Annotated in this window: 27 protein-coding genes; 13 read left to right on the top strand and 14 right to left on the bottom strand. The window is 73.4% G+C overall.

Annotated elements, in window-relative coordinates:
• Positions 1-63: 63 nt before the first annotated feature.
• The 3 genes from Sfr03f_RS13160 to Sfr03f_RS13155 all read right to left on the bottom strand — a co-directional run bounded on the left by Sfr03f_RS13160 (position 64) and on the right by Sfr03f_RS13155 (position 2,141).
• Complete coding sequence (locus tag Sfr03f_RS13160) at positions 64-255, bottom strand: hypothetical protein (RefSeq protein WP_108954030.1); 192 nt, start codon at positions 253-255, stop codon at positions 64-66.
• A gap of 253 nt (positions 256-508) precedes the next feature.
• A complete protein-coding gene (locus Sfr03f_RS31530; RefSeq protein ID WP_281262834.1) occupies positions 509-619 on the bottom strand; it encodes an SGM_5486 family transporter-associated protein in 111 nt (36 codons plus the stop codon).
• Between the two features lie 49 nt (positions 620-668).
• The gene (locus Sfr03f_RS13155) at positions 669-2,141 is read right to left on the bottom strand and encodes a CynX/NimT family MFS transporter (protein ID WP_108954029.1); all 1,473 of its coding nucleotides are present in this window, start codon (positions 2,139-2,141) and stop codon (positions 669-671) included.
• Between the two features lie 82 nt (positions 2,142-2,223).
• Here Sfr03f_RS13155 and Sfr03f_RS13150 point away from each other — a divergent pair, with 82 nt between their 5' ends.
• Together Sfr03f_RS13150 and Sfr03f_RS13145 are read left to right on the top strand one after the other, a co-directional pair.
• Positions 2,224-2,907, top strand: a complete 684-nt coding sequence (locus Sfr03f_RS13150) for a FadR/GntR family transcriptional regulator (RefSeq protein WP_108954028.1) — start codon at positions 2,224-2,226, stop codon at positions 2,905-2,907.
• A 144-nt stretch (positions 2,908-3,051) separates the two neighbouring features.
• Positions 3,052-3,474, top strand: coding sequence for a pyridoxamine 5'-phosphate oxidase family protein (locus Sfr03f_RS13145; RefSeq protein WP_108954027.1), 423 nt, complete (start codon positions 3,052-3,054; stop codon positions 3,472-3,474).
• 27 nt (positions 3,475-3,501) lie between these two features.
• Here Sfr03f_RS13145 and Sfr03f_RS13140 read toward each other — a convergent pair whose 3' ends face one another.
• The 4 genes from Sfr03f_RS13140 to Sfr03f_RS13125 all read right to left on the bottom strand — a co-directional run bounded on the left by Sfr03f_RS13140 (position 3,502) and on the right by Sfr03f_RS13125 (position 6,308).
• A complete protein-coding gene (locus tag Sfr03f_RS13140) occupies positions 3,502-3,819 on the bottom strand; it encodes a hypothetical protein (protein ID WP_108954026.1) in 318 nt (105 codons plus the stop codon).
• Positions 3,820-3,994: 175 nt separating this feature from the next.
• Positions 3,995-4,762 (bottom strand): enoyl-ACP reductase FabI, encoded by a 768-nt coding sequence (fabI, locus tag Sfr03f_RS13135; RefSeq protein ID WP_108954025.1) that lies wholly within the window; start codon positions 4,760-4,762, stop codon positions 3,995-3,997.
• A 5-nt stretch (positions 4,763-4,767) separates the two neighbouring features.
• On the bottom strand, positions 4,768-5,487 hold the full coding sequence (gene fabG / locus Sfr03f_RS13130; protein ID WP_108954024.1) for a 3-oxoacyl-[acyl-carrier-protein] reductase: 720 nt from the start codon (positions 5,485-5,487) through the stop codon (positions 4,768-4,770).
• Positions 5,488-5,744: 257 nt separating this feature from the next.
• Complete coding sequence (locus tag Sfr03f_RS13125; protein WP_159105635.1) at positions 5,745-6,308, bottom strand: precorrin-3B C(17)-methyltransferase; 564 nt, start codon at positions 6,306-6,308, stop codon at positions 5,745-5,747.
• Positions 6,309-6,449: 141 nt separating this feature from the next.
• On the opposite strand from Sfr03f_RS13125, the gene Sfr03f_RS13120 reads away from it, so the two are divergent.
• From Sfr03f_RS13120 to tyrS, 3 genes are all read left to right on the top strand, one after another.
• Positions 6,450-7,973 carry a TldD/PmbA family protein gene (locus Sfr03f_RS13120; protein WP_108954100.1) on the top strand — a complete coding sequence of 508 codons (1,524 nt, stop codon included), beginning with the start codon at positions 6,450-6,452 and terminating at the stop codon, positions 7,971-7,973.
• Positions 7,970-9,364 carry a metallopeptidase TldD-related protein gene (locus Sfr03f_RS13115; protein WP_108954022.1) on the top strand — a complete coding sequence of 465 codons (1,395 nt, stop codon included), beginning with the start codon at positions 7,970-7,972 and terminating at the stop codon, positions 9,362-9,364. The genes Sfr03f_RS13120 and Sfr03f_RS13115 overlap by 4 nt, the downstream gene beginning before the upstream one ends.
• Before the next feature lie 122 nt (positions 9,365-9,486).
• Positions 9,487-10,755, top strand: a complete 1,269-nt coding sequence (gene tyrS / locus Sfr03f_RS13110) for a tyrosine--tRNA ligase (protein WP_108954021.1) — start codon at positions 9,487-9,489, stop codon at positions 10,753-10,755.
• Between the two features lie 112 nt (positions 10,756-10,867).
• Here tyrS and Sfr03f_RS13105 read toward each other — a convergent pair whose 3' ends face one another.
• Positions 10,868-11,164 carry a GlsB/YeaQ/YmgE family stress response membrane protein gene (locus Sfr03f_RS13105; RefSeq protein WP_108954020.1) on the bottom strand — a complete coding sequence of 99 codons (297 nt, stop codon included), beginning with the start codon at positions 11,162-11,164 and terminating at the stop codon, positions 10,868-10,870.
• 201 nt (positions 11,165-11,365) lie between these two features.
• Here Sfr03f_RS13105 and Sfr03f_RS13100 point away from each other — a divergent pair, with 201 nt between their 5' ends.
• Entirely contained in the window at positions 11,366-11,794 is a 429-nt protein-coding gene (locus Sfr03f_RS13100) for a DUF3099 domain-containing protein (protein ID WP_108954019.1), read from the top strand.
• Positions 11,795-12,014: 220 nt separating this feature from the next.
• On the top strand, positions 12,015-12,221 hold the full coding sequence (locus Sfr03f_RS13095; protein WP_108954018.1) for a hypothetical protein: 207 nt from the start codon (positions 12,015-12,017) through the stop codon (positions 12,219-12,221).
• On the opposite strand, the gene moaA is transcribed toward Sfr03f_RS13095, so the two are convergent.
• The 3 genes from moaA to Sfr03f_RS13080 form a co-directional block, all read right to left on the bottom strand.
• Positions 12,218-13,213 carry a GTP 3',8-cyclase MoaA gene (gene moaA / locus Sfr03f_RS13090; RefSeq protein WP_108954017.1) on the bottom strand — a complete coding sequence of 332 codons (996 nt, stop codon included), beginning with the start codon at positions 13,211-13,213 and terminating at the stop codon, positions 12,218-12,220. The genes Sfr03f_RS13095 and moaA overlap by 4 nt on opposite strands.
• Positions 13,214-13,389: 176 nt before the next feature.
• The gene (locus tag Sfr03f_RS13085; RefSeq protein ID WP_108954016.1) at positions 13,390-15,012 is read right to left on the bottom strand and encodes a monocarboxylic acid transporter; all 1,623 of its coding nucleotides are present in this window, start codon (positions 15,010-15,012) and stop codon (positions 13,390-13,392) included.
• Entirely contained in the window at positions 15,009-15,392 is a 384-nt protein-coding gene (locus Sfr03f_RS13080) for a DUF485 domain-containing protein (RefSeq protein WP_108954015.1), read from the bottom strand. The genes Sfr03f_RS13085 and Sfr03f_RS13080 overlap by 4 nt, the downstream gene beginning before the upstream one ends.
• Before the next feature lie 286 nt (positions 15,393-15,678).
• Here Sfr03f_RS13080 and Sfr03f_RS13075 point away from each other — a divergent pair, with 286 nt between their 5' ends.
• A complete protein-coding gene (locus Sfr03f_RS13075; RefSeq protein WP_108954014.1) occupies positions 15,679-17,220 on the top strand; it encodes a S8 family serine peptidase in 1,542 nt (513 codons plus the stop codon).
• Between the two features lie 177 nt (positions 17,221-17,397).
• Positions 17,398-18,420 (top strand): CopD family protein, encoded by a 1,023-nt coding sequence (locus Sfr03f_RS13070; protein WP_372514419.1) that lies wholly within the window; start codon positions 17,398-17,400, stop codon positions 18,418-18,420.
• Here Sfr03f_RS13070 and Sfr03f_RS13065 read toward each other — a convergent pair.
• The 3 genes from Sfr03f_RS13065 to Sfr03f_RS13055 form a co-directional block, all read right to left on the bottom strand.
• On the bottom strand, positions 18,386-19,141 hold the full coding sequence (locus Sfr03f_RS13065) for a lysoplasmalogenase (RefSeq protein ID WP_245967536.1): 756 nt from the start codon (positions 19,139-19,141) through the stop codon (positions 18,386-18,388). The genes Sfr03f_RS13070 and Sfr03f_RS13065 overlap by 35 nt on opposite strands.
• Positions 19,138-20,142 (bottom strand): sterol desaturase family protein, encoded by a 1,005-nt coding sequence (locus Sfr03f_RS13060; protein ID WP_108954012.1) that lies wholly within the window; start codon positions 20,140-20,142, stop codon positions 19,138-19,140. Before Sfr03f_RS13060 ends, Sfr03f_RS13065 begins: the two co-directional genes overlap by 4 nt.
• Positions 20,143-20,276: 134 nt before the next feature.
• Positions 20,277-20,969, bottom strand: coding sequence for a VIT1/CCC1 transporter family protein (locus tag Sfr03f_RS13055; protein ID WP_108954011.1), 693 nt, complete (start codon positions 20,967-20,969; stop codon positions 20,277-20,279).
• Between the two features lie 164 nt (positions 20,970-21,133).
• Between Sfr03f_RS13055 and Sfr03f_RS13050 the strand changes: the two genes are divergently transcribed.
• The 4 genes from Sfr03f_RS13050 (at position 21,134) to Sfr03f_RS13035 (ending at position 24,152) form a co-directional block, all read left to right on the top strand.
• Positions 21,134-22,165, top strand: coding sequence for a DEDDh family exonuclease (locus Sfr03f_RS13050; RefSeq protein WP_108954010.1), 1,032 nt, complete (start codon positions 21,134-21,136; stop codon positions 22,163-22,165).
• 64 nt (positions 22,166-22,229) lie between these two features.
• Positions 22,230-22,463, top strand: a complete 234-nt coding sequence (locus Sfr03f_RS13045; RefSeq protein ID WP_108954009.1) for a metallothionein — start codon at positions 22,230-22,232, stop codon at positions 22,461-22,463.
• A 68-nt stretch (positions 22,464-22,531) separates the two neighbouring features.
• Complete coding sequence (locus tag Sfr03f_RS13040; RefSeq protein WP_108954008.1) at positions 22,532-23,368, top strand: SURF1 family cytochrome oxidase biogenesis protein; 837 nt, start codon at positions 22,532-22,534, stop codon at positions 23,366-23,368.
• 28 nt (positions 23,369-23,396) lie between these two features.
• A complete protein-coding gene (locus tag Sfr03f_RS13035; protein WP_108954007.1) occupies positions 23,397-24,152 on the top strand; it encodes an SDR family oxidoreductase in 756 nt (251 codons plus the stop codon).
• Positions 24,153-24,248: the final 96 nt, after the last annotated feature.

Below are 24,248 nucleotides of genomic sequence, written 5' to 3'. Positions count from 1 at the left end.
ACGAAAAGGGCGGCACGTCGCAGGGAGTTGGCAGGCGTCACCGCACCGGGTCGGACGGGGGCGTCAACGGCCCGCGAATTGCGCCAGCCGGGTGAACAGATCGCCGGGGCCCGGGCCCGCTGCGGGGTCGGAGACCAGCAGGAGCAGCGTCACGAAGGCGAGCACCGGCAGGGCCAGGCCCCACCAGGGCAGCCGCGCGGCGGCGCCGTCGCCCGGCGCCGAAGCGGGGCAGGAGGTCGTCGTACGGACCGGCATGATGCCTCCGGATGCTGTAGGGCGCGTCCCGGCCCTCGTCGGGCCGGTGGCCTTCCCAGGGCCACGTACCCGACGCTACGCACCGGGGACCCGGCGTCACATCCGGTGATCCACCCATTCGACCCTGAGGACCGTCCCCTAGGGGACGGGGGGACAGCCCTACCCCGCCGGAGCGCGGGCGGCGGCGGGGCGGGTCGGTCGGGGCGGCGGCGCCAGGGGCGCGGCCGGCTCGGAGGCCGGCCGGCCCGGCCGGTCAGGGGGCGGCGATCGTGGCGATGACGCCGATGATCACCATGATGAGCAGGAACGAGCCGAGGACGAGCAGCAGCTTCTTCTGGCCGTTCTGGGGGTTCGGGTCGAGCACCATGACCTCAGTCTCCCACCCCGGCGGGGCCGGTCTCCGACCGGGGGCGTCAGCGGGTCGCGGCGGTCGCGGGCTCCTCGCGGGGGGCGAGTTCGTCCTCGATCGTGCTGTTGCGGCCGGCCAGGACGCCGAAGAGCATCTGCGGGATCATCAGGGCGGCCATCAGCGAGAGCGGCAGGCCCCAGCCGCCGCTGTGCTGGTAGAGGACGCCGACCAGCACCGGGCCGGGGATGGAGATCAGGTAGCCCGTGCTCTGGGCGAACGCCGAGAGGCGGCCCACGCCCTCGCCGGTCCGGGCGCGCATGCCGACCATGGTGAGGGCGAGCGGGAAGGCGCAGTTGGCGATGCCCAGCAGGAGCGCCCAGAGCCAGGCTCCGGCCGCCGGGGCGATGATCAGACCGGCGTACCCGGCGAGCCCGCTGATGCCGAGGGCGACGACCATCGGGCCCTGGTGGGGCAGCCGAGCGGCCAGCCGGGGGATGACGAAGGAGAGCGGGACGCCCATCACCATGCTCACGGCGAGCAGCACACCGGCCGTCCCGGCGGAGACGCCGGCGTCGCGGAAGATCTGGGCCAGCCAGCCCATCGTGACGTAGGCGCAGGTGCCCTGGAGGCCGAAGAAGACGGCGAGGGCCCAGGCGGTGCGGCTGCGGGTGATGCTGCGCATCGGCGGGCGGGCCGCGGCGGGCCCGGACGCACCGGCCCGCCCTCGCGCCGCGGGGACACCGGCGCCGCCGGCTCGGCCGCGGACGCGGAGGCGGCCGGCGCCGGGGGCCCGGTCGCGCACCAGCGGGAGCCAGGCGAGGACGGCGGCCACGGCGAGCAGCGACCAGGCGGCCAGGCCCAGGCGCCAGTCGCCGCCCAGGGCGCCGGTCAGCGGCACGGTGAAGGCGGCGGCCGAGGAGGTGCCGAGGGCCAGGGCCATCGAGTAGAGGCCGGTCATGGGCCCGACGCGGTCGGGGAACCGTTCCTTGACGATCACCGGCATGAGGATGTTGCCGACGGCGATGCCCATCAGGGCCAGCGCGGTGGCGCCGAGCAGCCCGGCGGTGGAGCCCGCCCAGGGGCGCACCAGCAGTCCGGTCGCGACGGCGGCCATGCCGGCGCAGACCACCGCGGCGGCACCGAAGCGGCGGGCCAGCCGCGGCGCGGCGACGCCGAAGACGGCGAAGCAGAGGGAGGGCACGGAGGTGAGCAGTCCGGCCACCGAGCCGCTCATGCCGAAGCCGTCGCGGACCTCCTCGAGCAGGGCGCCGAGGCTGGTGACGGCGGGGCGCAGGTTGAGCGCCGCCAGCACGACGGCGGCCACCAGCAACTGGGTTTGCCAGGCCGGGGCCACGGCGGGCGCCGCGGCCGGCACGGCGGGGGCGGCGGCGTCCCCAAGGTGGGTGTCACCGCGGGTGGCCCCGTGGTGGGCGGCCCCGTGGACGGCGCCGCTGCGCGGAGCCTCGCCGCGCGGGGTGACCGGCCGCCGGGCCGGGTTCTCGGTCGCCTCGCGTGAGGCAGTGCGCCCATCAGACATACCCACCATCATAGAATCATGGGATGATTGGCTGTCCAGTCGCTCCGGCCCCAGGCCGGGCCGCCTCGTGCGAAGGTGTGCCATGCCCTTGACCCACCCCCGTCGCTCGGCACTGTCCGAACAGGTCATCGCGGCCCTGCGGACGCAGATCACCTCCGGCGAGTGGCCCGTCGGCTCACGGATTCCCACCGAGCCCGAGCTGGTCGAGCAGCTGGGCGTGGCCCGCAACACCGTCCGCGAGGCGGTGCGGGCCCTCGCGCACAACGGTCTGCTGGACATCCGGCAGGGGTCGGGCACCTACGTGGTGGCCACCAGTGAGCTGGCGGGCGTGATGCACCGCCGCTTCGCCGACGCCGATCCGCGGCACGTCGCCGAGCTGCGCTCCTCCCTGGAGGCGAGCGCCGCCTCGCTGGCCGCCGAGCGCCGCACCGAGCGGGACCTGCGCCAGCTGGAGGCGCTGCTGCTCCGGCGGGACGAGGCCTGGCGGTCCGGGGAGGTCGAGGCGTTCGTGACGGCCGACACCGGCTTCCACATGGCGGTGGTGGCCGCCTCCCACAACGACGTGCTGACCGCGCTGTACGCGGACCTCGGCGAGGTGCTGCGGGACTGGCTGCGCGGGGACGTGGGGGCGGCCCTCACCCCCGAGACGTACATGGACCACACCCCGCTGGTGGAGGCGATCCGGGACGGCGACGCGGCGACGGCGGGGCGGGAGGCGGCGGGCTACCCGCTCTCCTGCCGGCCGGCGGCGGACCGGCAGGACTGACGGTCCGAGCCGGGGCGGCCGGACCGACCGGCCGGACCGACCGGACCTTCCCCGCCCACCGGACCTACCCGGCCGACCGCGCCGATCAGGCCGACCGCGCCGATCGGGCGGCGGGAGCGGCCGGCGGGTTCTACGGTCGGGGGTATGGCCCTTTCCAAGGACGAACGTGAGGCGTTCCTGTCGGAGCCGTTGACGGCGACGCTGGGTGTGGACGCGGGACCGGAGCGCGGGCCGCTGCTGGTGCCGCTGTGGTACGGGTACGAGCCGGGCGGCCTGCCCTGGATCCTGACCGGGCGCGACTCGCGCAAGGCGGCGCTGATCGCCGAGGCGGGACGGTTCTCGCTGCTGGTGCAGCGGCTGACGCCGACGGTGCGGTACGTGTCGGTGGAGGGGCCGGTCGTCGAGTCGCTCACCGCGACGGCGGAACACGTGCGGGAGATCGCCGGGCGGTACCTGTCCGGGGCCGCGCTGGAGGGGTACCTGGCGTCGCCGGCGGCGGTCGAGGAGTCGGTGGTGCTGAGGATGCGCCCGCGGCGGTGGACCTCGTCGGACCTCGGGGCCTGGTAGCCGGCGGGCCGTCCTGCCCGCCCGGGGTCAGACCGGCCGGTGGCTCACCCAGGCGGAGGCGACCTCCTTCCAGCAGCGGCCGTCGAGGTCGACGGCACGGGCCGGGGTGACGTCGGCGGGGGCGCCGTCGGTGTCCACGTCCCACCAGCGGGCGCATTCGACGTGCAGGCGGACGCGGTCCGTGCGGGAGTTCGGGTTGTGGCAGTGGGCGGTCACCGTGGAGCCGGCGACCTTCACGGTGCAGTCGGCGCCGGCTTCCGGGGGCACCGGGGCGGGGGCGGCGGGTGCGAGGACGGCGAGGGATGCGGCGGCCAGTGCGACGAGGGTGGTACGGCGGGGGGTCATGACGCCTCCCGGGGGTGGAGTACGTCCTAAGGCTGCCGCGTGCGGTGGTGCGCGGCCCCTCCGGTTCCCCCGCACGGGTGACGGTGCCCCCGGAAGGCGGCACCGCGAGGGCCCACACACCGCTGCCCCGCGCGGTGGGCGCGGGGCAGCGGTGTCGAAGGCGGACGGTCGGGCGTTACGCGCCGATGGCGTGGAGGCCGCCGTCGACGTGGATGATCTCGCCCGTCGTCTTCGGGAACCAGTCGCTCAGCAGCGCGACGACGCCCTTCGCGGCCGGCTCCGGGTCCGCCAGGTCCCACTCCAGCGGCGCGCGCGTGTCCCACACCGAGGCGAGGTCGCTGAAGCCGGGGATGGACTTCGCGGCCATGGAGCCGATCGGGCCCGCGGAGATCAGGTTGGACCGCACGTTCTGCTTGCCCAGGTCGCGGGCCAGGTAACGGTTGGTCGCCTCCAGCGCGGCCTTCGCCGGGCCCATCCAGTCGTACTGGGGCCAGGCGTACTGGGCGTCGAAGGTGAGGCCCACCACCGAGCCGCCGTTCTGCATCAGCGGCAGGCAGGCCATGGTCAGCGACTTCAGGGAGAACGCCGAGACGTGCATGGCCGTGGCCACCGACTCGAACGGCGTGTTGAGGAAGTTGCCGCCCAGCGCGTCCTGCGGCGCGAAGCCGATGGAGTGGACCACGCCGTCCAGCGTGCCGAGCTCCTCGGCGACGACGTCGGAGAGGCGGCCGAGGTGCTCGTCGTTGGTGACGTCCAGCTCGACGACCTTGGTGGGCTTCGGCAGCTTCTTGGCGATCCGCTCGGTGAGCGTCGGCCGGGGGAAGGCGGTGAGGATGATCTCCGCGCCCTGCTCCTGGGCCAGCTTCGCCGTGTGGAAGGCGATGGAGGACTCCAGCAGCACGCCGGTGATCAGGATCCGCTTGCCCTCGAGAATTCCGCTCATGTCGATCAGTGACCCATGCCCAATCCGCCGTCAACGGGGATGACGGCTCCAGTGATGTACGACGCCTCGTCCGACGAGAGGAAGCGCACGACGCCGGCGATCTCCTCGACCTCCGCGTACCTCCCCAGCGGCACCCGGGACAGGAACTCCTTGCGCGTCTGCTCGGGGAGTTCGCGCGTCATGTCGGTGTCCACGAAACCGGGGGCGACGACGTTGAAGGTGATGTTGCGCGAGCCCAGCTCGCGGGCGAGGGAGCGCGCGAGGCCGACCAGCGCGGACTTGGAGGCCGAGTAGTTGGCCTGGCCCGCCTGGCCCATCAGCCCGACCACGGAGGAGATCAGCACGACGCGGCCCTTGCGGGCCCGCAGCATGGCCTTGTTGGCGCGCTTGACCACGCGGAAGGTGCCGGTGAGGTTGGTGTCGACGACGGAGGTGAAGTCCTCCTCCGACATGCGCATCAGCAGCTGGTCCTTGGTGATGCCGGCGTTGGCCACCAGCACCTCGACCGGACCGTGCCGCTCCTCGACCTCCTTGTAGGCCTGCTCGACCTGCTCGGAGTCGGTGATGTCGCAGCGGACGGCGAGGCAGCCGAGGTCGGCGAGCTCGGCCGGCGGCTCGCCGGAGCGGTAGGTGTACGCGACCTTGTCGCCGGCCTGGGCGAACGCGCGGGCGATGGCGAGGCCGATGCCCCTGTTGCCTCCGGTGACGAGAACCGAGCGGCTCATCCGTCCCCCTTCGTGCTTCCTTAGGTCTCCCCGCCCGGCAGCGCTCGCGCGCCGGCCGGCGGCTTCCCCGAAAACCTATCGGTCCACCCGCCCTCCGGGCCCTTCGGGCACGAACAGCAGCGCACTCCGCCCGCTGTGGGATCCCTACAGTCGCCCGTCACGGCGCGGGGGCGTCCCGGGCCCGGAACGTGCGCCAGGACCGACGGCCCGCGGACCCCGGTTGTGGCGGCCCGCCAGCCGTCGTCCCCGCCGGCGCCTCAGTGCCCCGGTGCGGGCAGACAGCCGCCGTCCAGGATCATGCCGGTGACCTCCGACGTCACCTCGCCGGTCGGTTCCACCGTGGCCTTGGTGCAGACCGGCCCCCGGGCCACGGACACCCGCGCGTTCCGCAGGGGGTGGAAGCTTTCCACCCGCATGTCGACCGCACCGGCCTCGACGCCGAGCTCCCCGGCGACGGCCTCCCGGAGGGCGGCCTCGTCCGTCGCGGCCCCGTCGTCCGCGATCCGGGCCAGCAGCCGGGCGAGGGCCCTTGCTCCCGGCTCCGCCGCGGCCCGCTGCCCGGCGGTGATCTCCCGCTCCTCGCGGTAGCGGTGGTTCTCGGCGAGCCGCCGGTTCCACTCCTCCCCCAGGTCACCGGGGGCCGGCTCGCCCTCCGCCGCGCAGCCGGCGGGCGGGGGCGCCGACGCGCCCGCCGGGTCGTCGACGGGGGACGGGCAGGCGCTCGCGGCGCCGGCGGCCCTCTCCCCCGGATCGGTGATCACCGAACCGCAGGCGGCGAGCAGGGGGATGAGCGCCAGCGGCAGCAGCCTTGTCCTCAACATGCCCCGCATGATGGGCCCCTGGCGTGCGAACGGGCGAGCCGGCCGGGGTTCGCCCCTCGACGAACACGCGCGCACGGGGGCGTGCCGCCGTGGTTCACTGCCCTGTTGTCAGCGCAGTGACCGCCTGAAGGGATGCCCTCCGTGCCCCATGAAATCGATCCGTCGTTCCTGGCACTGCCGTTGAGGGCCCTGGCCGACGCCGCGCTGGCGCGGGCCAGGGCGCTCGGTTCGGAGCACGCGGACTTCCGGTTCGAGCGCGTGCGCAGCGCGTCCTGGCGGCTGCGGGACGCCCGGCCGGCCGGGTCCTCGGACACCACCGACCTGGGGTACGCGGTCCGCGTGGTGCACGGCGGGGCGTGGGGCTTCGCCTCCGGCGTGGACCTCACCATGGACGCCGCCGCCAAGGTCGCCTCGCAGGCGGTGGCGATGGCCAAGCTGACCGCGAAGGTGATCGCCGCGGCCGGGTCCGACGAGCGCGTGGAGCTGGCCGACGAGCCGGTGCACGCCGAGCGGACCTGGGTCTCCGCGTACGAGATCGACCCGTTCGAGGTGCCGGACGAGGAGAAGTCGGGGCTGCTGGCGGACTGGAGCGCGCGGCTGCTCGCCGCCGACGGGGTCGACCACGTGGACGCCTCGCTGCGCACCGTCCACGAGAACAAGTTCTACGCCGACACCGCGGGCACCGTCACCACCCAGCAGCGCGTCCGCCTGCAGTCGCAGTTCAACGCGGTCTCGGTGGACGAGTCGACCGGGGAGTTCGACTCGATGCGCACCCTCGCCCCGCCGGTGGGGCGCGGCTGGGAGTACCTGACCGGCACCGGCTGGGACTGGGACCGGGAGCTCGCCGAGATTCCGGAGCTGCTGCGCGAGAAGATGCGCGCCCCCAGCGTGAAGGCCGGGGTGTACGACCTGGTGGTCGACCCGTCGAACCTGTGGCTGACCATCCACGAGTCGATCGGCCACGCCACCGAGCTGGACCGGGCGCTGGGCTACGAGGCCGCGTACGCGGGCACCTCCTTCGCCACCTTCGACCAGCTCGGCACACTGCGGTACGGCTCCGAGAAGATGAACGTGACCGGCGACCGCACCGCCGAGCACGGCCTGGCGACCATCGGCTACGACGACGAGGGCGTGGCCGGCCAGTCGTGGGACCTGGTGAGGGCCGGTGTGCTGACCGGCTACCAGCTGGACCGGCGGATGGCCCGGCTGACCGGGTTCGAGCGGTCCAACGGGTGCGCCTTCGCCGATTCCCCGTCGCGGGTGCCGGTGCAGCGGATGGCCAACGTGTCGCTGCTGCCCGACCCGGCGGGGATGTCCACCGAGGACCTGATCGGCAGCGTCGACAACGGGATCTACGTGGTGGGCGACCGCTCCTGGTCCATCGACATGCAGCGCTACAACTTCCAGTTCACCGGGCAGCGCGCCTACCGGATCAAGGACGGGCGGCTCGACGGGCAGGTCCGGGACTTCGCCTACCAGGGCATCACCCCGCAGTTCTGGGGCTCCATGGAAGCGGTCGGCGGCCCGCAGACGTACGTGCTGGGCGGCGCGTTCAACTGCGGCAAGGCACAGCCGGGGCAGATCGCCGCCGTCTCGCACGGCTGCCCGTCCGCCCTGTTCCGCGGCGTCAACATCCTCAACACCACGCAGGAGGCCGGTCGATGAGCCCGCGTACCAACAAGCCGCACGAGATCGTCGAGCGCGCCCTGGAGCTGTCGCGGGCCGACGGATGCGTCGTGATCGCGGCCGAGACCTCGAGCGCCAACCTCCGCTGGGCGGGGAACGCGCTCACCACCAACGGCGTCACCCGGGGCCGGCACCTCACCGTGATCGCCACGGTGGACGGCAAGGAGGGCACGGCGGCCGGCGTGGTGAGCCGGGGCGCGGTCACCGCGGAGGACCTGGAGCCACTGGTGCGGGCCGCCGAGGCCGCCGCCCGCGGGGCCGCCCCCGCGGAGGACGCGACCGAGCTGGTCCGCGACGTTCCGCACTCCCCCGGTTTCACCGAGGCGCCCACCGAGACCTCCTCGGCGGTCTTCGACGCCTTCGCCCCCGCGCTCGGCGAGGCGTTCGCGCGCGCCCGGGACGGCGGGCGCGAGCTGTACGGCTTCGCCAACCACGAGATGGTCACCAGCTACCTCGGCACCTCCACCGGGCTGCGGCTGCGCCACGACCAGCCCAACGGGACGCTGGAGGTCAACGCCAAGTCCCCCGACCGGCTCCGTTCCGCCTGGGCGGGCCGCTCCACCCGGGACTTCACCGACGTGGACCCGGCCGCGCTCGACGCGGAGCTGGCCCAGCGGCTGGTGTGGGCCGAGCGGCAGGTCGACCTGCCCGCCGGGCGCTACGAGACGCTGCTGCCGCCCTCCGCGGTGGCCGACCTGCTGGTCTACCAGCTGTGGTCGTCCTCGGCGCGGGACGCCGCCGAGGGGCGGACCGTGTTCAGCAGGCCGGGCGGCGGGACCCGGGTCGGCGAGAAGCTGACGAACCTGCCGCTGACCCTGCGCAGCGACCCGCGGGAGCCGGGCCTGGAGTGCGCGCCGTTCGTCCTGGCGCACTCCTCGGGGGACGACGCGTCGGTCTTCGACAACGGGCTGCCGGTGTCGGCGACGGAGTGGGTCTCCGACGGCGAGCTGCGGCACCTCACGTCCACGCGGCACAGCGCGGCGCTCACGGGCATGCCGGTGACGCCGTCCATCGGCAACCTGGTGCTCGAGGGCGGGGAGGACCGCTCGCTGGAGGAGATGGTGGCCTCCACGCAGCGGGGCCTGCTGCTGACCTGCCTCTGGTACATCCGGGAGGTGGACCCGGCGACGCTGCTGCTGACCGGGCTCACCCGCGACGGCGTCTACCTGGTGGAGAACGGGGAGGTCACCGGGGCGGTGAACAACTTCCGGTTCAACGAGTCGCCGGTGGACGTGCTGGGGCGGGCGGTCGAGGCGGGGCGGACGGAGCGCACGCTGCCGCGCGAGTGGAGCGACTGGTTCACGCGTGCCGCGATGCCGGCGCTGCGGGTGCCGGACTTCAACATGAGCTCCGTGAGCCAGGGCGTGTGAGCGGGGCCGGGCGGTGGGGGCGGCCCCCGAAAGGGGCTGCGGGCCCCGCCGCCCGGGGCGTATAACCTCGTAGAGGCTGCCGGGACGGCGGTCGAAGATCGTTTCGAGGAGACAAGAGAACCGTGACGGACATCGTCGACGAGTTGAAGTGGCGCGGGCTGTTCGCCCAGTCCACCGACGAGGACGCCCTGCGCAAGGCTCTGGCGAACGGTCCTGTCACGTTCTATTGCGGCTTCGACCCGACCGCCCCCTCGCTGCACGTCGGCCACCTGGTGCAGGTGCTCACCATGCGCCGGCTCCAGCAGGCCGGACACCGCCCGCTGGCCCTGGTGGGCGGCGCGACGGGGCAGATCGGCGACCCCCGGCCGACCGCCGAGCGCACGCTGAACCCGCCGGAGACGGTCGCCGCCTGGGTGGACCGGCTGCGCGCGCAGATCGAGCCGTTCCTCTCCTTCGAGGGCGACAACGCGGCCTCCATGGTCAACAACCTGGACTGGACCGCCGGGCTGTCGGCGATCGAGTTCCTGCGGGACATCGGCAAGCACTTCCGCGTCAACAAGATGCTGACCAAGGACTCGGTGGCCCGCCGCCTGGAGTCGCAGGAGGGCATCAGCTACACCGAGTTCAGTTACCAGCTGCTCCAGGGCATGGACTTCCTGGAGCTGTACCGCCGCCACGGCTGCACGCTGCAGCAGGGCGGCAGCGACCAGTGGGGCAACCTCACGGCGGGCATGGACCTGATCCACCGCCTGGAGCCCGAGGCCCACGTGCACTGCCTGGCGACGCCGCTGATGGTCAAGGCGGACGGCACCAAGTTCGGCAAGACCGAGGGCGGCGCCGTCTGGCTTGACCCGGAGATGACCACGCCGTACGCGTTCTACCAGTTCTGGCTGAACACGGACGACCGTGACATCACCCGGTACCTGCGCATCCTGTCCTTCCGCTCCCGCGCGGAGCTGGAGGAGCTGGAGCGGCAGACCGAGGAGCGCCCGCAGGCCCGTGGAGCCCAGCGCGCGCTGGCCGAGGAGCTGACCACCCTGGTGCACGGCGCGGACCAGACCGCCGCGGTGATCAACGCCTCCCGGGCGCTGTTCGGCCAGGGCGAGCTGGCGGAGCTGGACGAGCGGACGCTGACCGCGGCGCTCTCCGAGGTCCCGCACGTGCGGGTCGCCGAGCTCGGCCCGGTGGTGGACCTCTTCGCCGAGGTCGGCCTGGTGGCCAGCAAATCGGCGGCGCGGCGGACGGTGAAGGAGGGCGGCGCCTACGTGAACAACGTCAAGGTGACCGCCGAGGACGCCGTGCCGGCCCGTGAGGACCTGCTGCACGGCCGCTGGCTGGTGCTGCGCCGGGGCAAGAAGAACCTGGCGGCGGTCGAGGTCACCGGGGCCTGAGGCCGGACACCCGGCAGGCGGCGGAACACGACCGGCGGGCCGGGAGGGGCGGTGAGCCCTTCCCGGCCCGCCGTCGTGCGTGGTCGGTCCTCCGCGGAGCCGGGGTGCGGCCTCAGGCGATCGTGCGGGTCGAGGTCGTCCGCTGCCTCCTGGACATGATCGCCCTCCACGCCGCGGCTCCGGCGGCCACCAGGACGATCGCCGCCACCAGCTGCAGCACGTGGCGGCCCCAGTCGATGCCCGGTGTCGCTTCGATGCCCAGACCGCGCGCGATCGCGTTGCCGGCGATCGCGCCGCCGATGCCGAGCAGCGTCGTCAGCCACAACGGGATGTTCTGCTTGCCCGGCAGGATGGCCTTGGCCAGCAGGCCGAGCACGAATCCGACGATGATCGCCCACAACCAGCCCATGAATGCCTCCTCGTACGGATCGACGTGAGCATTACGCCCAGTCTCCGCCCGTCCCCCTTTCGGCGCATGTCGGACAGGTCCGCACACGCGGCCACGCGACCCGGCCACCCCGGCGGTCGGCCCCGGTCTCCACGACCGGGGTCCCTGGGCGTACCGTGGTGGATGCCGGTCCGGACCGATGCTGGTGGATGGTGAGATGTGATGCGGAAGCGGCGGAGCGACTCGACGGGCCAGGTCTTCCGGATCACCGGTGCCCGGCAGAGCCTCGCGGACGACGTACGCGGGCGGCAGCGGCGCTATGTGATCTCCATGCTGGTCCGCACCCTCTCGGTGATCCTGGCCGCCACCCTGTGGAACGTCTCGCGCCCGGTGGCCGTGGTGGCGCTGGTGCTGGGCGTCCTGCTCCCCTATGTGGCGGTGGTGATCGCGAACGCGGGGCGGGAGAACACCCCCGCGCTGCCCTCGACCTTCCTCGCAGCTCCGGTGCGCCCCATGATCGCGCCGCCCCGCGAGGACCCGGCCTCGAAGCCGTGGGAGGACCCCGCCGCGAAGCCGTGGGAGGACCCGGTCTCGAAGGCGTGGGAGGACCCGGCCCACCGGACCCCGCAGGGGGTCGGCGACCGCGAGTGACCGGCCGGTGCGGGCCGTCCGCCTGCCGCGGGCGGCGCCGAACCGGTCCCCCCGGAGAGGGGTCGCGTGACATACTTCTCACACGCTCCGCATCCCCCGTAGGAGTGATGGACCGACGCCGGGCAGCTCCCCCCGTGGCTGCCCGGCGTCTTCTTTTCCGCTCCTCCTTCTCCGCTCTTCCTTCTCCCCGCTGTTCCCGCTGCCGTCTGTGAGACCAACCGTGAGTGACGAATCCGCCGTCTGTTCCGCCAAGGGCTGCCGTGACGCCGCCGTGTGGGTGCTGGCCTGGAACAACCCCAAGGTGCACACCCCCGAGCGCCGCAAGACCTGGGTGGCCTGCGAGGAGCACCGTGAGCACCTGTCGCAGTTCCTGGGCGTCCGCGGCTTCCTGAAGGACGTGGTCCCGCTCTCCGAGTGGGAGGGTTAACCGCCGATCGCGGACATCGGGCGGGCCGGCTGCGCGAAGGTGGGGTCGTCGAGGCCGGAGCCGGCCTTCTTGCCCCACATGGCGGTCTGCCAGAGGCGGGCGATCTCCTCGTCGGGCGCTCCGGAGCGCAGGGCCGCGCGCAGGTCGGTCTCCTCGGTGGCGAAGAGGCAGGTGCGGACCTGTCCGTCGGCGGTGAGCCGGGTGCGGTCGCAGGCCGAGCAGAAGGGCCGGGTGACCGAGGCGATGACGCCGACCCGGTGCGGCCCGCCGTCGACCAGCCAGCGTTCGGCCGGGGCGGACCCGCGGGCGGTGTCGCCCTCGGGGGTCAGCTGGAAGCGGGTGCGCAGCGAGGTGAGGATGTCGCCCGCGGTGACCATGCCCTCGCGCTTCCAGCCGTGCTGGGCGTCGAGCGGCATCTGCTCGATGAAGCGGAGCTCGTAGTCGTTCTCCACGGCCCAGGCGAGCAGGTCGGGGGCCTCGTCCGCGTTGAGGCCGGGCATGAGGACGGCGTTGACCTTGACGGGCGTGAGGCCGGCCTCGCGGGCGGCGGCGAGTCCGGCGAGGACGTCGTGGTGCCGGTCGCGGCGGGTGAGGGTCTTGAAGACCTCGGGGCGCAGGGTGTCCAGGGAGACGTTGACCCGGTCGAGACCGGCGGCGCGCAGCGCGGGGGCGATGCGGCCGAGGCCGATGCCGTTGGTGGTGAGGCTCATCTCGGGGCGCGGCTCGAGCGCGGCGACCCGCTCCACGATGCCGGGGAGGCCGGGGCGCAGCAGCGGTTCGCCGCCGGTGAAGCGGACCTCGTCGACGCCGCGGCGGGTGACCGCGATGCGGATCAGCCGGACGATCTCGTCGTCGGTCAGCAGGTCGGGCTTGGCCAGCCACTGCAGGCCCTCCTCGGGCATGCAGTAGGTGCAGCGCAGGTTGCACCGGTCGGTCAGCGACACCCGCAGATCGGTGGCCACCCGGCCGAAGGTGTCGATGAGCTTCTTCACCAGGGCCCCTCCCTCGCAGTCGAGATCCACGGTCCGGATCCGCAGCCGGGTTCCCGCGACCAGGTCCCCGCAGTCCTGAGCCTACGTGACGGCGACGGCCGCGCCGCCCCGGCGTCGGCTCGGGGCGGCGCGGCCGCGGGTGACGTCCGACGGGCGCCGGCGGGTGCCGGCGACGGTCAGTGCGCTCCGGTGCCGGTGAGCGAACGGACCTCCAGCTCGGCGTACTTGGCCTTGTCCGGCTCCTCCTTGGACAGGAGGGTGCCCAGCCAGCCGAGCAGGAAGCCGACCGGGATGGAGATGATGCCGGGGTTGGACAGCGGGAACCAGTGGAAGTCGACGTCCGGGAACATCGAGGTGGCGGCGCCGGAGACGACCGGCGAGAACAGCACCAGGCCGACGGCGGTGACCAGGCCGCCGTAGATCGACCACAGGGCGCCCTGGGTGGTGAAGCGCTTCCAGAACAGGCTGTAGAGGATCGTCGGCAGGTTGGCGGAGGCGGCGACCGCGAAGGCCAGCGCGACCAGGCCGGCGACGTTGAGGTCGCGGGCGAGGGCGCCGAGGCCGATGGCGACGATGCCGATGAACACCGTCGACCAGCGGGCCGCCTTCATCTCCTGCTTCTCGCTGGCCTGGCCCCGCTTGATGACGTTCGCGTAGATGTCGTGGGCGAACGAGGAGGACGAGGCCAGGGTGAGGCCGGCGACCACCGCGAGGATGGTGGCGAAGGCGACCGCGGAGATCGAGGCCAGCAGGATGGCGCCCCAGGTGGAGTCGACGCCCCCCAGGTGCAGGGCGAGCAGCGGGGCCGCGGTGTTGCCCGCCGGGTTGGAGTCGGTGATCTCCTTCGGGCTCATCAGCGCGGCGGCGCCGAAGCCGAGGGCCAGGGTCATCAGGTAGAAGGCGCCGATGAGGCCGATCGCCCAGAGCACGGACTTGCGGGCCGCCTGGGCGGTGGGGACCGTGTAGAAGCGGATCAGGATGTGCGGCAGACCGGCGGTGCCGAGGACCAGGGCGATGCCGAGCGAGACGAAGTCCAGCTTGGTCATCGAGTCGATGCCATACTTCAGGCCCGGCTCGAGGAAGGCGTCGCCCTTGCCGCTGTTCTCGGCGGCGGTGCCCAGCAGGTCGGAGATGTTGAAGTTGAACTTCAGCAGCACCAGGAAGGTCAGCAGCAGCGCGCCGAACATCAGCAGCACGGCCTTGACCATCTGCACCCAGGTGGTGCCCTTCATGCCGCCGATGGACACGTACATGATCATCAGCACGCCGACCAGGGCGACGATGCCGATCTTGCCGGCCTCGCTGGTGATGCCCAGGAGCAGCGAGACGAGCACGCCGGCGCCGGCCATCTGCGCGAGCAGGTAGAAGATCGAGACGATGATGGTCGAGACGCCCGCCGCGGTGCGGACCGGGCGCTGGCGCATCCGGTAGGCCAGCACGTCGCCCATCGTGTAACGGCCGGAGTTGCGCAGTGGTTCGGCGACCAGGAGCAGGGCGATGAGCCAGGCGACCAGGAAGCCGATGGAGTAGAGGAAGCCGTCGTAACCGGAAAGGGCGATGGCTCCGGCGATGCCCAGGAAGGACGCGGCCGACATGTAGTCGCCGGAGATGGCGAGGCCGTTCTGGAAACCGGAGAACTGGCGGCCGCCGGCGTAGAAGTCGGCGGCGTCCTTGGTCTGGCGGCCGGCCCAGACGGTGATGCCCAGGGTGGCGAGGACGAAGGCGGTGAACAGGCTGATGATCAGTGTGCGGTGCTCGCTGGCCTCGTTGGCCGCGAGGATCACGTACTCGGTGCTCACGCGCCGCCCTCCATCCGGTTCTTGATGGCCTCGGCCTTGGGGTCGAGCTTGGCCGCGGCGGTCCGCGCGTACCACCAGGCGATGAGGAAGGTGCTGACGAACTGCAGAACGCCCAGGACGAGGGCGACGTTGACGTTGCCGATCACCTTGGCGCCCATGAAGCCGCCCGCGTAGTTCGACAGCAGGACGTACAGCAGGTACCAGGTTATGAAGGCGAGGGTCAGCGGAAAGGCGAACGACCGGTAGGAACGGCGTAGTTCGGCGAACTCGGCGCTCTGCTGGACCTCGGTGTACTCCTCGGTGGACGGCTGCCGTTGTTGCGGCGTCTTGAGGGGCGGGGCGTCTGCCACGGAGTCTCCTCGTGAACTGGATGGGGACATAGGAAAATCAGCCCGCTTGTGACATGGATCACTGAACAAGGTCGAGATGCTAAGGCCCCGGAACGTGATCCGACAGGGGGACGCGGCTCTTCACCCCTTGTCCGCCTTCACGGAGCGGAGCGGGGGCCGGTTCAACGGCCGGCCGATGTTCGGGAATCGTTGCGGCAAGTCATTGCTGGCCTGCGACGTCGGGGGATAGCTTTCCTCACTGAACCATCCGTCATGTACCTGCCTGCCGCACACCACTGCCCGGGCGGGCCTCGATTCAGGATGATGTGGAGACCCCATGGCTCATCTGAGCTCAAGACGCCGCCTGGCTCTCGCGGTGCCGGTCGCGCTGTCGCTCACGGCGTCGCTCGGCTTCCTGCCGACCGCGGCCGTCGCCGCCCCGGCCCCCGACGCCGCCGTCACGGCCGCCCAGGCCGGGGAGACGCTGTCGTACGTCGTCAACACCCGGACGGACCACCGCACCCTGGCATCCGTCAAGAAGGCGATAGGCAAGGCCGGCGGCTCGATCGTCACGTCGTACGACAAGATCGGCGTGATCGTCGTCCACTCGGCCGACCCCTCCTTCGGCACGACCATCCGTGCCGTGCGCGGCGTGGAGAGCGCGGGCGCGACCCGCACCAAGCCCTTCGTGCCCGCCGCGACCACCGACATCGGCCAGGTCGAGCGCGCCACCGGGGCGGACGAGGCCGAGCTCGCCAAGGCCTCCGCCGAGGCCGGGATGACCGAGCCGTTCGAGGCCGCCCAGTGGGACCTGCCGGCGATCGGCGCCGACAAGGCCGCCGAGATCAACCCGGGCAGCCGGAACGTCACCGTCGCCGTGATCGACACCGGCGTCGACGACCTCCACCCGGACCTGGCGCCCAACTTCTCGGCCTCCCAGTCCGCGGACTGCTCCACCGGCGTGGCCGACACCTCGCCCGGCGCCTGGCGTCCGGCCGACGCCGACCACTACCACGGCACCCACGTGGCCGGTGAGATCGCCGCCGCCCGCAACGGGATCGGCGTGGCCGGCGTCGCGCCCGGCGTGAAGGTCTCGGGCATCACCGTGGCCCAGCCGGACGAGACGCAGCTGTTCTTCACCGAGGCGATCGTCTGCGCGTTCGTCTTCGCCGCCGACTCCGGCGTGGAGATCACCAACAACAGCTACTACGTCGACCCGTGGGAGTACAACTGCCCCGACGACCCCGACCAGAAGGCGCTTCTGGACGCGGTGAACCGGGCCAAGAGGTACGCCACGTCGAAGGGCACCCTGCACATCGCCTCGGCGGGCAACTCCTACAACGACCTCGACGGTGACGCCATCCTCGACGAGGGCAGCCCGGACGACGGCACCCCGGTCACGCGGACCATCGACCCGCACGTGTGCCTGGACATGCCGGCCCAGCTGGACGGCGTGGTGACCGTCTCCGCCACCGGCTACCTCGACAAGAAGTCGTACTACTCGAACTACGGCAAGGGCGTCATCGACGTCGCCGCTCCGGGTGGTGACAGCCGGTACCAGCTCCCGCCGGGCACCGAGCCGAGGCGGGGCGCCATCTACTCGACGCTCCCGAACGGCGCCTACGGCTGGGCCCAGGGCACCTCGATGGCGGCCCCGCACGCCGCGGGCGTGGCCGCCCTCATCAAGTCGACGCACCCGCACGCCACTCCGGGCGCGCTGGCGGCGATGCTGAAGGCCCAGGCGACCAAGTTCGACTGCCCGACGTCGTACGACTACGACAGCAACGGCACCGTGGACGCGGTCTGCGTCGGCGGGCCGCGTCAGAACGGCTTCTACGGCGCGGGCATCGTCAACGCGCTGAAGGCCGTCACCAAGTAAGTCCCCTCGCACCACCGCAGTGCCCGCACCACCTGGCGTCCGCCCGGCCACGGCCGGGCGGACGTCCTGCCGTGCGGGCTCCGGCGTCGCGCCCCGGTCGCCCCTCGGAGCGGAAAGGCGTCCGCCACTTGCGTGGTCCGCTTGCCCGGGTTCATCCCTCCCGGTGAGGATCGTCCCGTGACGTTGACGACCCGAACCTCCGGTCCGGCCGCAGCCGGTGACGGTCCGCCATCGGGGCGCGCCGCCGCCCGGCGGTCCGTCGCGCTGCTCGTCCTGGTGACGGCGGGCGCCCTGGTACCGCTGCTGGGCCCGTCCGCCGCGCTGCACGGCAGCGGGGAGGCCGCCGCGCCCGGCACCCCCGGCGTCGGGCTGCTGCGCGCGGTGTTGTTCGCGGCCCTGTGCGTGCCGCTGGGCGAGGTGTTCACCGGCCGCTCCGCGCGGCGGCTGCGGCCGCGGGCGGCGCTGCCGCGGCCGTGGTCGGCCACCGCGGCGGCGGCCGGGTTCCTGGCCTCGCTCGGCCTCGCGTTCGTGGTCGCCGCCGGCAACCGGGTGCCGCGCGGCTGGGGCGACGTGGACCTCGGCGGGCTGCAGGGGCACCGCGAGGGGCTGCTTGCCCTGGTGGAGGTCAACGGCTTCCTGGTGGCCGGGCTGCTCGCCCTCTCCCGGCGTCCCGCCGCCCAGCTGTGGCCGCTGGGCGCGGTGGTCGTGGCGGAGGCGCTGCGGGCCCACCCCGCCTGGGACTACCACGACCCGGCGACGGGGGCCGTGCTGACCGCCGTGCATCTGGCCTGCGGCGCGCTGTGGGCGGGCGGGCTGCTGCACGTGCTGCGCGTCCTGCGGCTCTGGCGCGGCGAGGCGCCCGCGGAGGCCGCCGCGCTGCTCGGCCGCTACGCCCGGGCCGCCGCCGCGCTGTTGGCCGCGGTCGCCGCCACCGGCGTGACCAGCGCGCTGCGGCGGATGCCGCCGGGGACGGTGCTGGAGCAGCTGGCGACCACCGCCTACGGGCGGACGCTGCTGGCCAAGGTGGTGCTGGTGGCCGCGGTGGCCGCGCTCGCGCTGTGGGCCCGGCTGCGGCTGCGCCGGGCCCCCGATCCGCTGACGGCCTGTGTCCCGGCGCGCGCCGAGGTGGCGCTGCTGGGGCTGGTGGTGGCCGCCTCGGGCCTGCTCACGGCGTTGCCGCTGCCGATCCGCTGGCGGTGACGGCCGCGTCACCGCCGGCCGTGACGGCCGCAGCCCGCGGCTCCGCGGGCTCGCGCGGCGCGCGCTGCGGCGTCGGGCGGCAGACGCCTGCGGCGAGCAGCGCCTGGGCGGCGAGGTAGGTCGCCATGACCCACAGGCCGTGCACCGGCAGTGGGCCCCAGCCGGCCATCTCGGCGGCGATCAGCGAGTCGGAGAGGAGGAACAGCGCGCCGCCCGCCGCCGCGAGCCGGCCCGCCCGGCCCGCCGACCAGGCCATCGCGGTCAGCAGGCAGCTGTAGCCGGCCACCGGGATCCGCAGGTCGGCCGGCAGTCCCGGGAGCAGCAGGACCATCAGCGCGGCCAGCCCGGCCGCGTACGCCACGGCCGTGCCGACGCTCTCCGGGCGGCCGCGGTCCGCGCCGTGGCGGCGGAAGAGGACCATGTAGACGACGTGGCCGAGGGCGAAGGAGCCCATGCCGACCAGGAAGGCGTCCCCGCCGAGGGAGAGCATCACGTCGCCGCCCCAGCCGAAGGCGAGCGCCACCAGCAGGATCCGGGGCGCCCCGAAGAGCGCGGCGGTGGCCGCCAGCAGGGGCATCAGCAGGGCCTTGGACACCGTCTCGACCGTGCCGTGGCCGGTGGAGACGGTGACCAGGTTGACGGCGGAGGCGAGGAGGAAGGCCGCGGGCAGGGCCTTGCGCAGCCAGGGCGCCGGGCCCCCCGTGCCGGTCGCGGCGCTCACGCGGACTCCTTCACGGCGGCGGCGGTACCGGCGGCCGCGGCTCCGGCCTCCGCGGCGGCGGCCTGCGCGGGCACGGCGGCTCCGGCGCCCCCGGCCGCGGCCTGCGCTGGAACGGCGGCTCCGGCGGCGGCCTGCGCGGGCACGCCCCCGGCGGTCGCGGCGGTCGCGGCGGCCCGCGGCTGCCAGCCGGGTCCGCGGAACAGTCGTCCCGCCCGCTCGCTCCAACTGCGCGCCGCCTTGAGGTCCTTGGCGATGGCGACGTACTCGTGGGTGGCGACCTTGAACGGGTTGTACGTCTCGATGTTCTTGGTCAGCCCGTACACGGGCCGTTCGGTCTCCGCCGCGAAGCTGCCGAACATCCGGTCCCAGACGATCAGGATGCCGCCGAAGTTGCGGTCCAGGTAGCCGCCCTGGGAGGCGTGGTGGACCCGGTGGTGGGACGGCGTGTTGAAGAGGAACTCGACCGGCCGGGGCAGCTTCCCGATCCGCTCGGTGTGGATCCAGAACTGGTAGACGAGGCTGACGGAGTTGAGGAAGGCCAGCGCCGCCGGGTGCACGCCGAGCGCGATCAGCGGCAGGTAGAACGGCCAGCCGGTGAGCGAGGTCCAGGGCTGCCGCAGCGCGGTGGTGAGGTTGAACTTCCGGCTGGAGTGGTGCACCACGTGGCAGGCCCACAGCAGGCGGATCACGTGGTGGCCGCGGTGCGACCAGTAGTAGAAGAAGTCCTGGGCGACCAGCATCAGCAGGACCGTCCACCACAGCACGGGGATGCGCAGCGGGGTCAGTTCGTAGACCACGGTGTAGAGGGCGACGATCGGGATCTTCCACAGGAGATCCCAAAAGAGGCTGCCCAGGCCCATGCCGATGCTGGTGGCGGCGTCCTTGGTCTCGTACCCCTCCGCGTCCTCGTCCGGGTGGACGCGATAGCTGACCACCTCGATCAGTGTGAGCAGCAGGAAGGCCGGGATCGACCAGAGCACGACATCGGGCAGGTTCGGCATACGTGCACGGTAGGGGTGGTTCCGGACGGCGACCAGACCTCCGGATCGACAACTCTTACCGCCGGTAGGGGCACTTTTCCTGTGGGTCTCCACCAACGGCCGGCGGTCCCGGCCGCTCCGCCGGACCGCTCGCCTCAGACGCCGGCCGCGCCCAGCAGGGCGCCCGCGGCGTAGGTGACCGCCATGGCGAGCGCCCCTCCGCCGACGTTGCGCACCATCGCGCGCCGGGGGTCGGCGGCGCCGAGGCGGGCGCTGCTGAAACCGGTCATCATCAGGGCGGCCAGGACGGAGACCACGGTGACCGGCAGCCGCATCCCGGCCGGCGGAAGCACGATGGCGAGCAGCGGGAGCAGCGCGCCGACCGTGAAGGCGGCGAAGCTGGCCCCCGCCGCGTGCCAGGGGTTGGTGAGCTCGTCGGGGTCGATGCCCAGTTCCACGGCGGCGTGCGCGCGCACCGCGTCGCGCGCGGTGAGCTGGCGGGCCGCGTCCCCGGCGGTCTCCCGGCGCAGCCCGCGCTCCTCCAGCAGGCCGGTGAGCTTCTCCAGCTTGGCCTGCGGTCTTTCGCGGAGCCTGCGGCGCACCACCGCGAGCGCGGCCCGTTCGGAGTCGCGCTGGGTGGAGACCGAGACGTACTCCCCCGCCGCCATCGACATCGATCCGGCGAGCAGTCCGGCCAGGCCCGCGGTCAGCAGGGCGTCACGGCTCCCGGTCGCGCCCGCGACCCCCACCACGAGCCCGGCGGTGGAGACGATGCCGTCGTTGGCGCCGAGAACGGCGGCCCGCAGCCAGTTGAGCCGGCCGGCGAACGCCCCCCGGGTCTGCCCCATATCCTCTTGTTCGAGCGTTTCACCGCTTTCGGCCGCTTGGGACCTTTCGCCGGGATCCTGTCGTTCCGTCACATCGGGAGGATCGCACCGGACATGCGTCCGGCGGGGTACCGACGCTCCCCGGGGGACGGAGGTGTCGGCCCCGGCGCTTATCCTCGTTGACCATGCTCGAAGACCGCACGCCCGAAGCGTCCACCGCTCCATGGCCGGCCGCGTATCCCCAGGGGTACGCGGTCGTCGACGTGGAGACCACCGGACTGGCCCGGGACGACCGCATCATCTCCGCGGCCGTGTACCGGCTGGACGCCCGCGGCGAGGTGGAGGACCACTGGTACACGCTGGTCAATCCGGAGCGCGACCCCGGTCCGGTGTGGATCCACGGGCTGACCGGCGACGCCCTGGAGGGCGCGCCGCTCTTCGCGGAGGTCGCCGAGGAGTTCGCCTCCCGGCTGGCCGGCCGGGTGCTGGTCGCCCACAACGCCGTCTTCGACTGGCAGATGATCGCCCGCGAGTACGCCCGGGCGGGGCGCGAGGCCCCGGTGCGGCAGCGGCTGTGCACCATCGCGCTGTCCAAGGCGCTGGCGCTGCCGCTGGCCAACCACAAACTGGAGTCGCTGGCCGCGCACTTCGGCGTGGTCCAGCGGCGCGCCCACCACGCGCTGGACGACGCCCGCGTGCTGGCCGAGGCGTTCCGTCCGAGCCTGCGGGCGGCGGCGGCCTCGGGTCTGCGGCTGCCGCTCCTGGAGTGCCTGCCGCTCACCGAGTGGAGCGACGGCGCCTCCCCGCGGATCGGCCGCCAGCCGGGCGGGCGCGGCGGTTACGGGTCCGGTCCCGGCGGCGGAGCGGGCTCGGGAGCGGGCGGCTACCGGCCCACGGCGTGGAACCGTTCGAAGAAGCGTCCGCCGTGCCCCCACCCGAACCCGGGGCGGTACCTGCCGGGCGGGCGGCTCAAGCAGGGCATGCGGGTGGCCTTCTCCGGCGACACCTCGGTGGAGCGCGAGCTGCTGGAGGACCGGGCCACCGAGGCCGGGCTCCACGTGGCGGGCAGCATCTCGCGGCTGACCAGCCTGCTGGTGACCAACGACCCCGACTCGGGCACCTCCAAGACCGTCAAGGCCCGCCAGTTCGGCACGCCCGTGGTGGACGAGGCGGCCTTCGGCCAGCTGCTGGGGGACGTCGAACCGGCGGACGGGTGATTCCCCGGGCGGCGCGCGGTCCGGCTGCCGGGGCGGGCGGCCCGCACGGCTCACGCTGTGGCGCATGGCACGTTGTGAGGTCTGCGGAAACGAATACGGCATGACGTTCGAGGTGCACGCACAGGGCGCCGTCCACGTCTTCGACTGCTTCGCCTGTGCGATCCACCGGATGGCCCCGATCTGCGAGCACTGCCGGGTGCAGGTCATCGGCCAGGGCGTCGAGGCGGACGGCAAGTGGTACTGCGGCGCCCACTGTGCGAGGGCGGACGGCAAGGTGGGCATCGTCGACCGGGTCTGAGCGGGCGGGGGCGGCCGGGCGCCGGGGTCGGAGGCGGGCCGGGACGCGGCAATTGTTACCGTCGTCCTGTGTACCGCTTCCTGTTGACCCGGCAGTGGGTGATCGTCACCCTGGTCGCCCTCGCGCTCATCCCCACGATGATCGAGCTGGGCTTCTGGCAGTGGCACCGCCACTTCGACCGGGTCGCCTCCAACCAGCGCATCGCGGACGCGCTGGACGCCGATCCGGTGCCGGTCGGGTCGCTCACGCGGCCCGGCGCGCGGATCGACCGTGACCTCTACTACCGGCGGGTGAGCGCCCGCGGGGTCTTCGAGACCGACCGCGAGGTGGTGGTGCGCCGCCGTACCAACGCGGACGACCGGGTCGGCTACCACGTGCTGACCCCGCTGCGGATGGACGACGGGCGCTATGTGCTGGTCAACCGCGGCTGGGTGCCCGCCGGCAGCCGGCAGGCGGAGTTCCCGGAGATTCCCGCCCCGCCCCGCGGCGAGGTGACGGTGACCGGGCGGCTGATGGCCGACCAGACCACCGCGGCGAGCGGCATCAAGAACCTCGACGACCTGCCCGACCGGCAGGTGATGCTGATAGACAGCGAGCGGGAGGCCGAGCGGCTGGGCGCCGAGGTCCTCGGCGGTTACGTCGAGCTGGTCTCCCCCGTCCCCGCCGACGGCAGCCCCGAGCCGGTCTCCGGCCCCGACCACGACTCCATCGGCAACCACATGGCCTACGCGATCCAGTGGTGGCTGTTCACCGCCGGCGTGCCGGTCGGCTGGGTGGTGCTGGTGCGGCGCGAGCTGCGGGAGCGCCGCGAGGAGGCGGCCGCCGGGAAGGGGTCCGGCGGGGACGGCGACGGGACCGGCGGCGAGGACGCCGCGGAGGGGACGCCCACCCCGGCCACCGCCTGACCGGACCGCCGGGTGCAGGATGGTGGGCATGGATCTCGGACTGAAGGATCGTGTCTACGTCGTCACCGGCGGCTCCCGCGGCCTGGGCAACGCCACCGCGCGGGAGCTGGTCGCCGACGGCGCGAGGGTGGTCGTCTCCGGCCGTGACGAGGCCTCCGTCACCGCGGCCGCCGCGGAGCTGGGCCCGAACGCCGTGGGCGTGGCCGCCGACAACGGCGACCCCGCCACGCCCGAGCGGCTGATCGCGGTGGCGCGTGAGCGCTTCGGGCGGTTCGACGGTGTGCTGATCAGCGTGGGCGGGCCGCCGGCCGGACTGGCCGCGGACAACACCGACGAGCAGTGGCTGGGCGCGTTCGAGACGGTGTTCCTGGGCGCGGTGCGGATGGCCAGGGCCGCCGCGGCGGAGCTCGGCGCGGGCGGCGTGATCGGCTTCGTGCTGTCCGCCTCGGTGCACGAGCCGATCGGCGGGCTGACCATCTCCAACGGGCTGCGGCCGGGGCTGGCCGGTTTCGCCAAGTCCCTCGCGGACGAGCTCGGTCCGCGCGGGATCCGGGTGGTGGGCGTGCTGCCGTCGCGGATCGACACGGACCGGGTGCGGGAGCTGGACGCGCTGTCCGCCGATCCGGCGGCGACGCGGGCGGCCAACGAGTCGCGCATCCCGCTGGGGCGGTACGGGGCGCCCGAGGAGTTCGGCCGGGTCGCCGCGTTCCTCCTCTCGCCGGCCGCGTCCTACCTGACGGGGATCATGCTCCCGGTGGACGGCGGCGTGCGCCGCGGCTTCTGAACGCGCGCGGAGGGCCCCCGGCACCCGGGCGGGACCGGGGTCCCTCCGCGCGCCGACACGGGATCCCCTCCATCGTGCGGACCGGGAATCCCTCCA

Origin of the sequence: Streptomyces fragilis, from assembly GCF_003112515.1 — a bacterium.
Classification (GTDB): domain Bacteria; phylum Actinomycetota; class Actinomycetes; order Streptomycetales; family Streptomycetaceae; genus Streptomyces; species Streptomyces fragilis.
The sequence above is the reverse complement of the archived record's forward strand: the minus strand, read 5'-3'. Positions and strand labels throughout refer to the sequence as shown.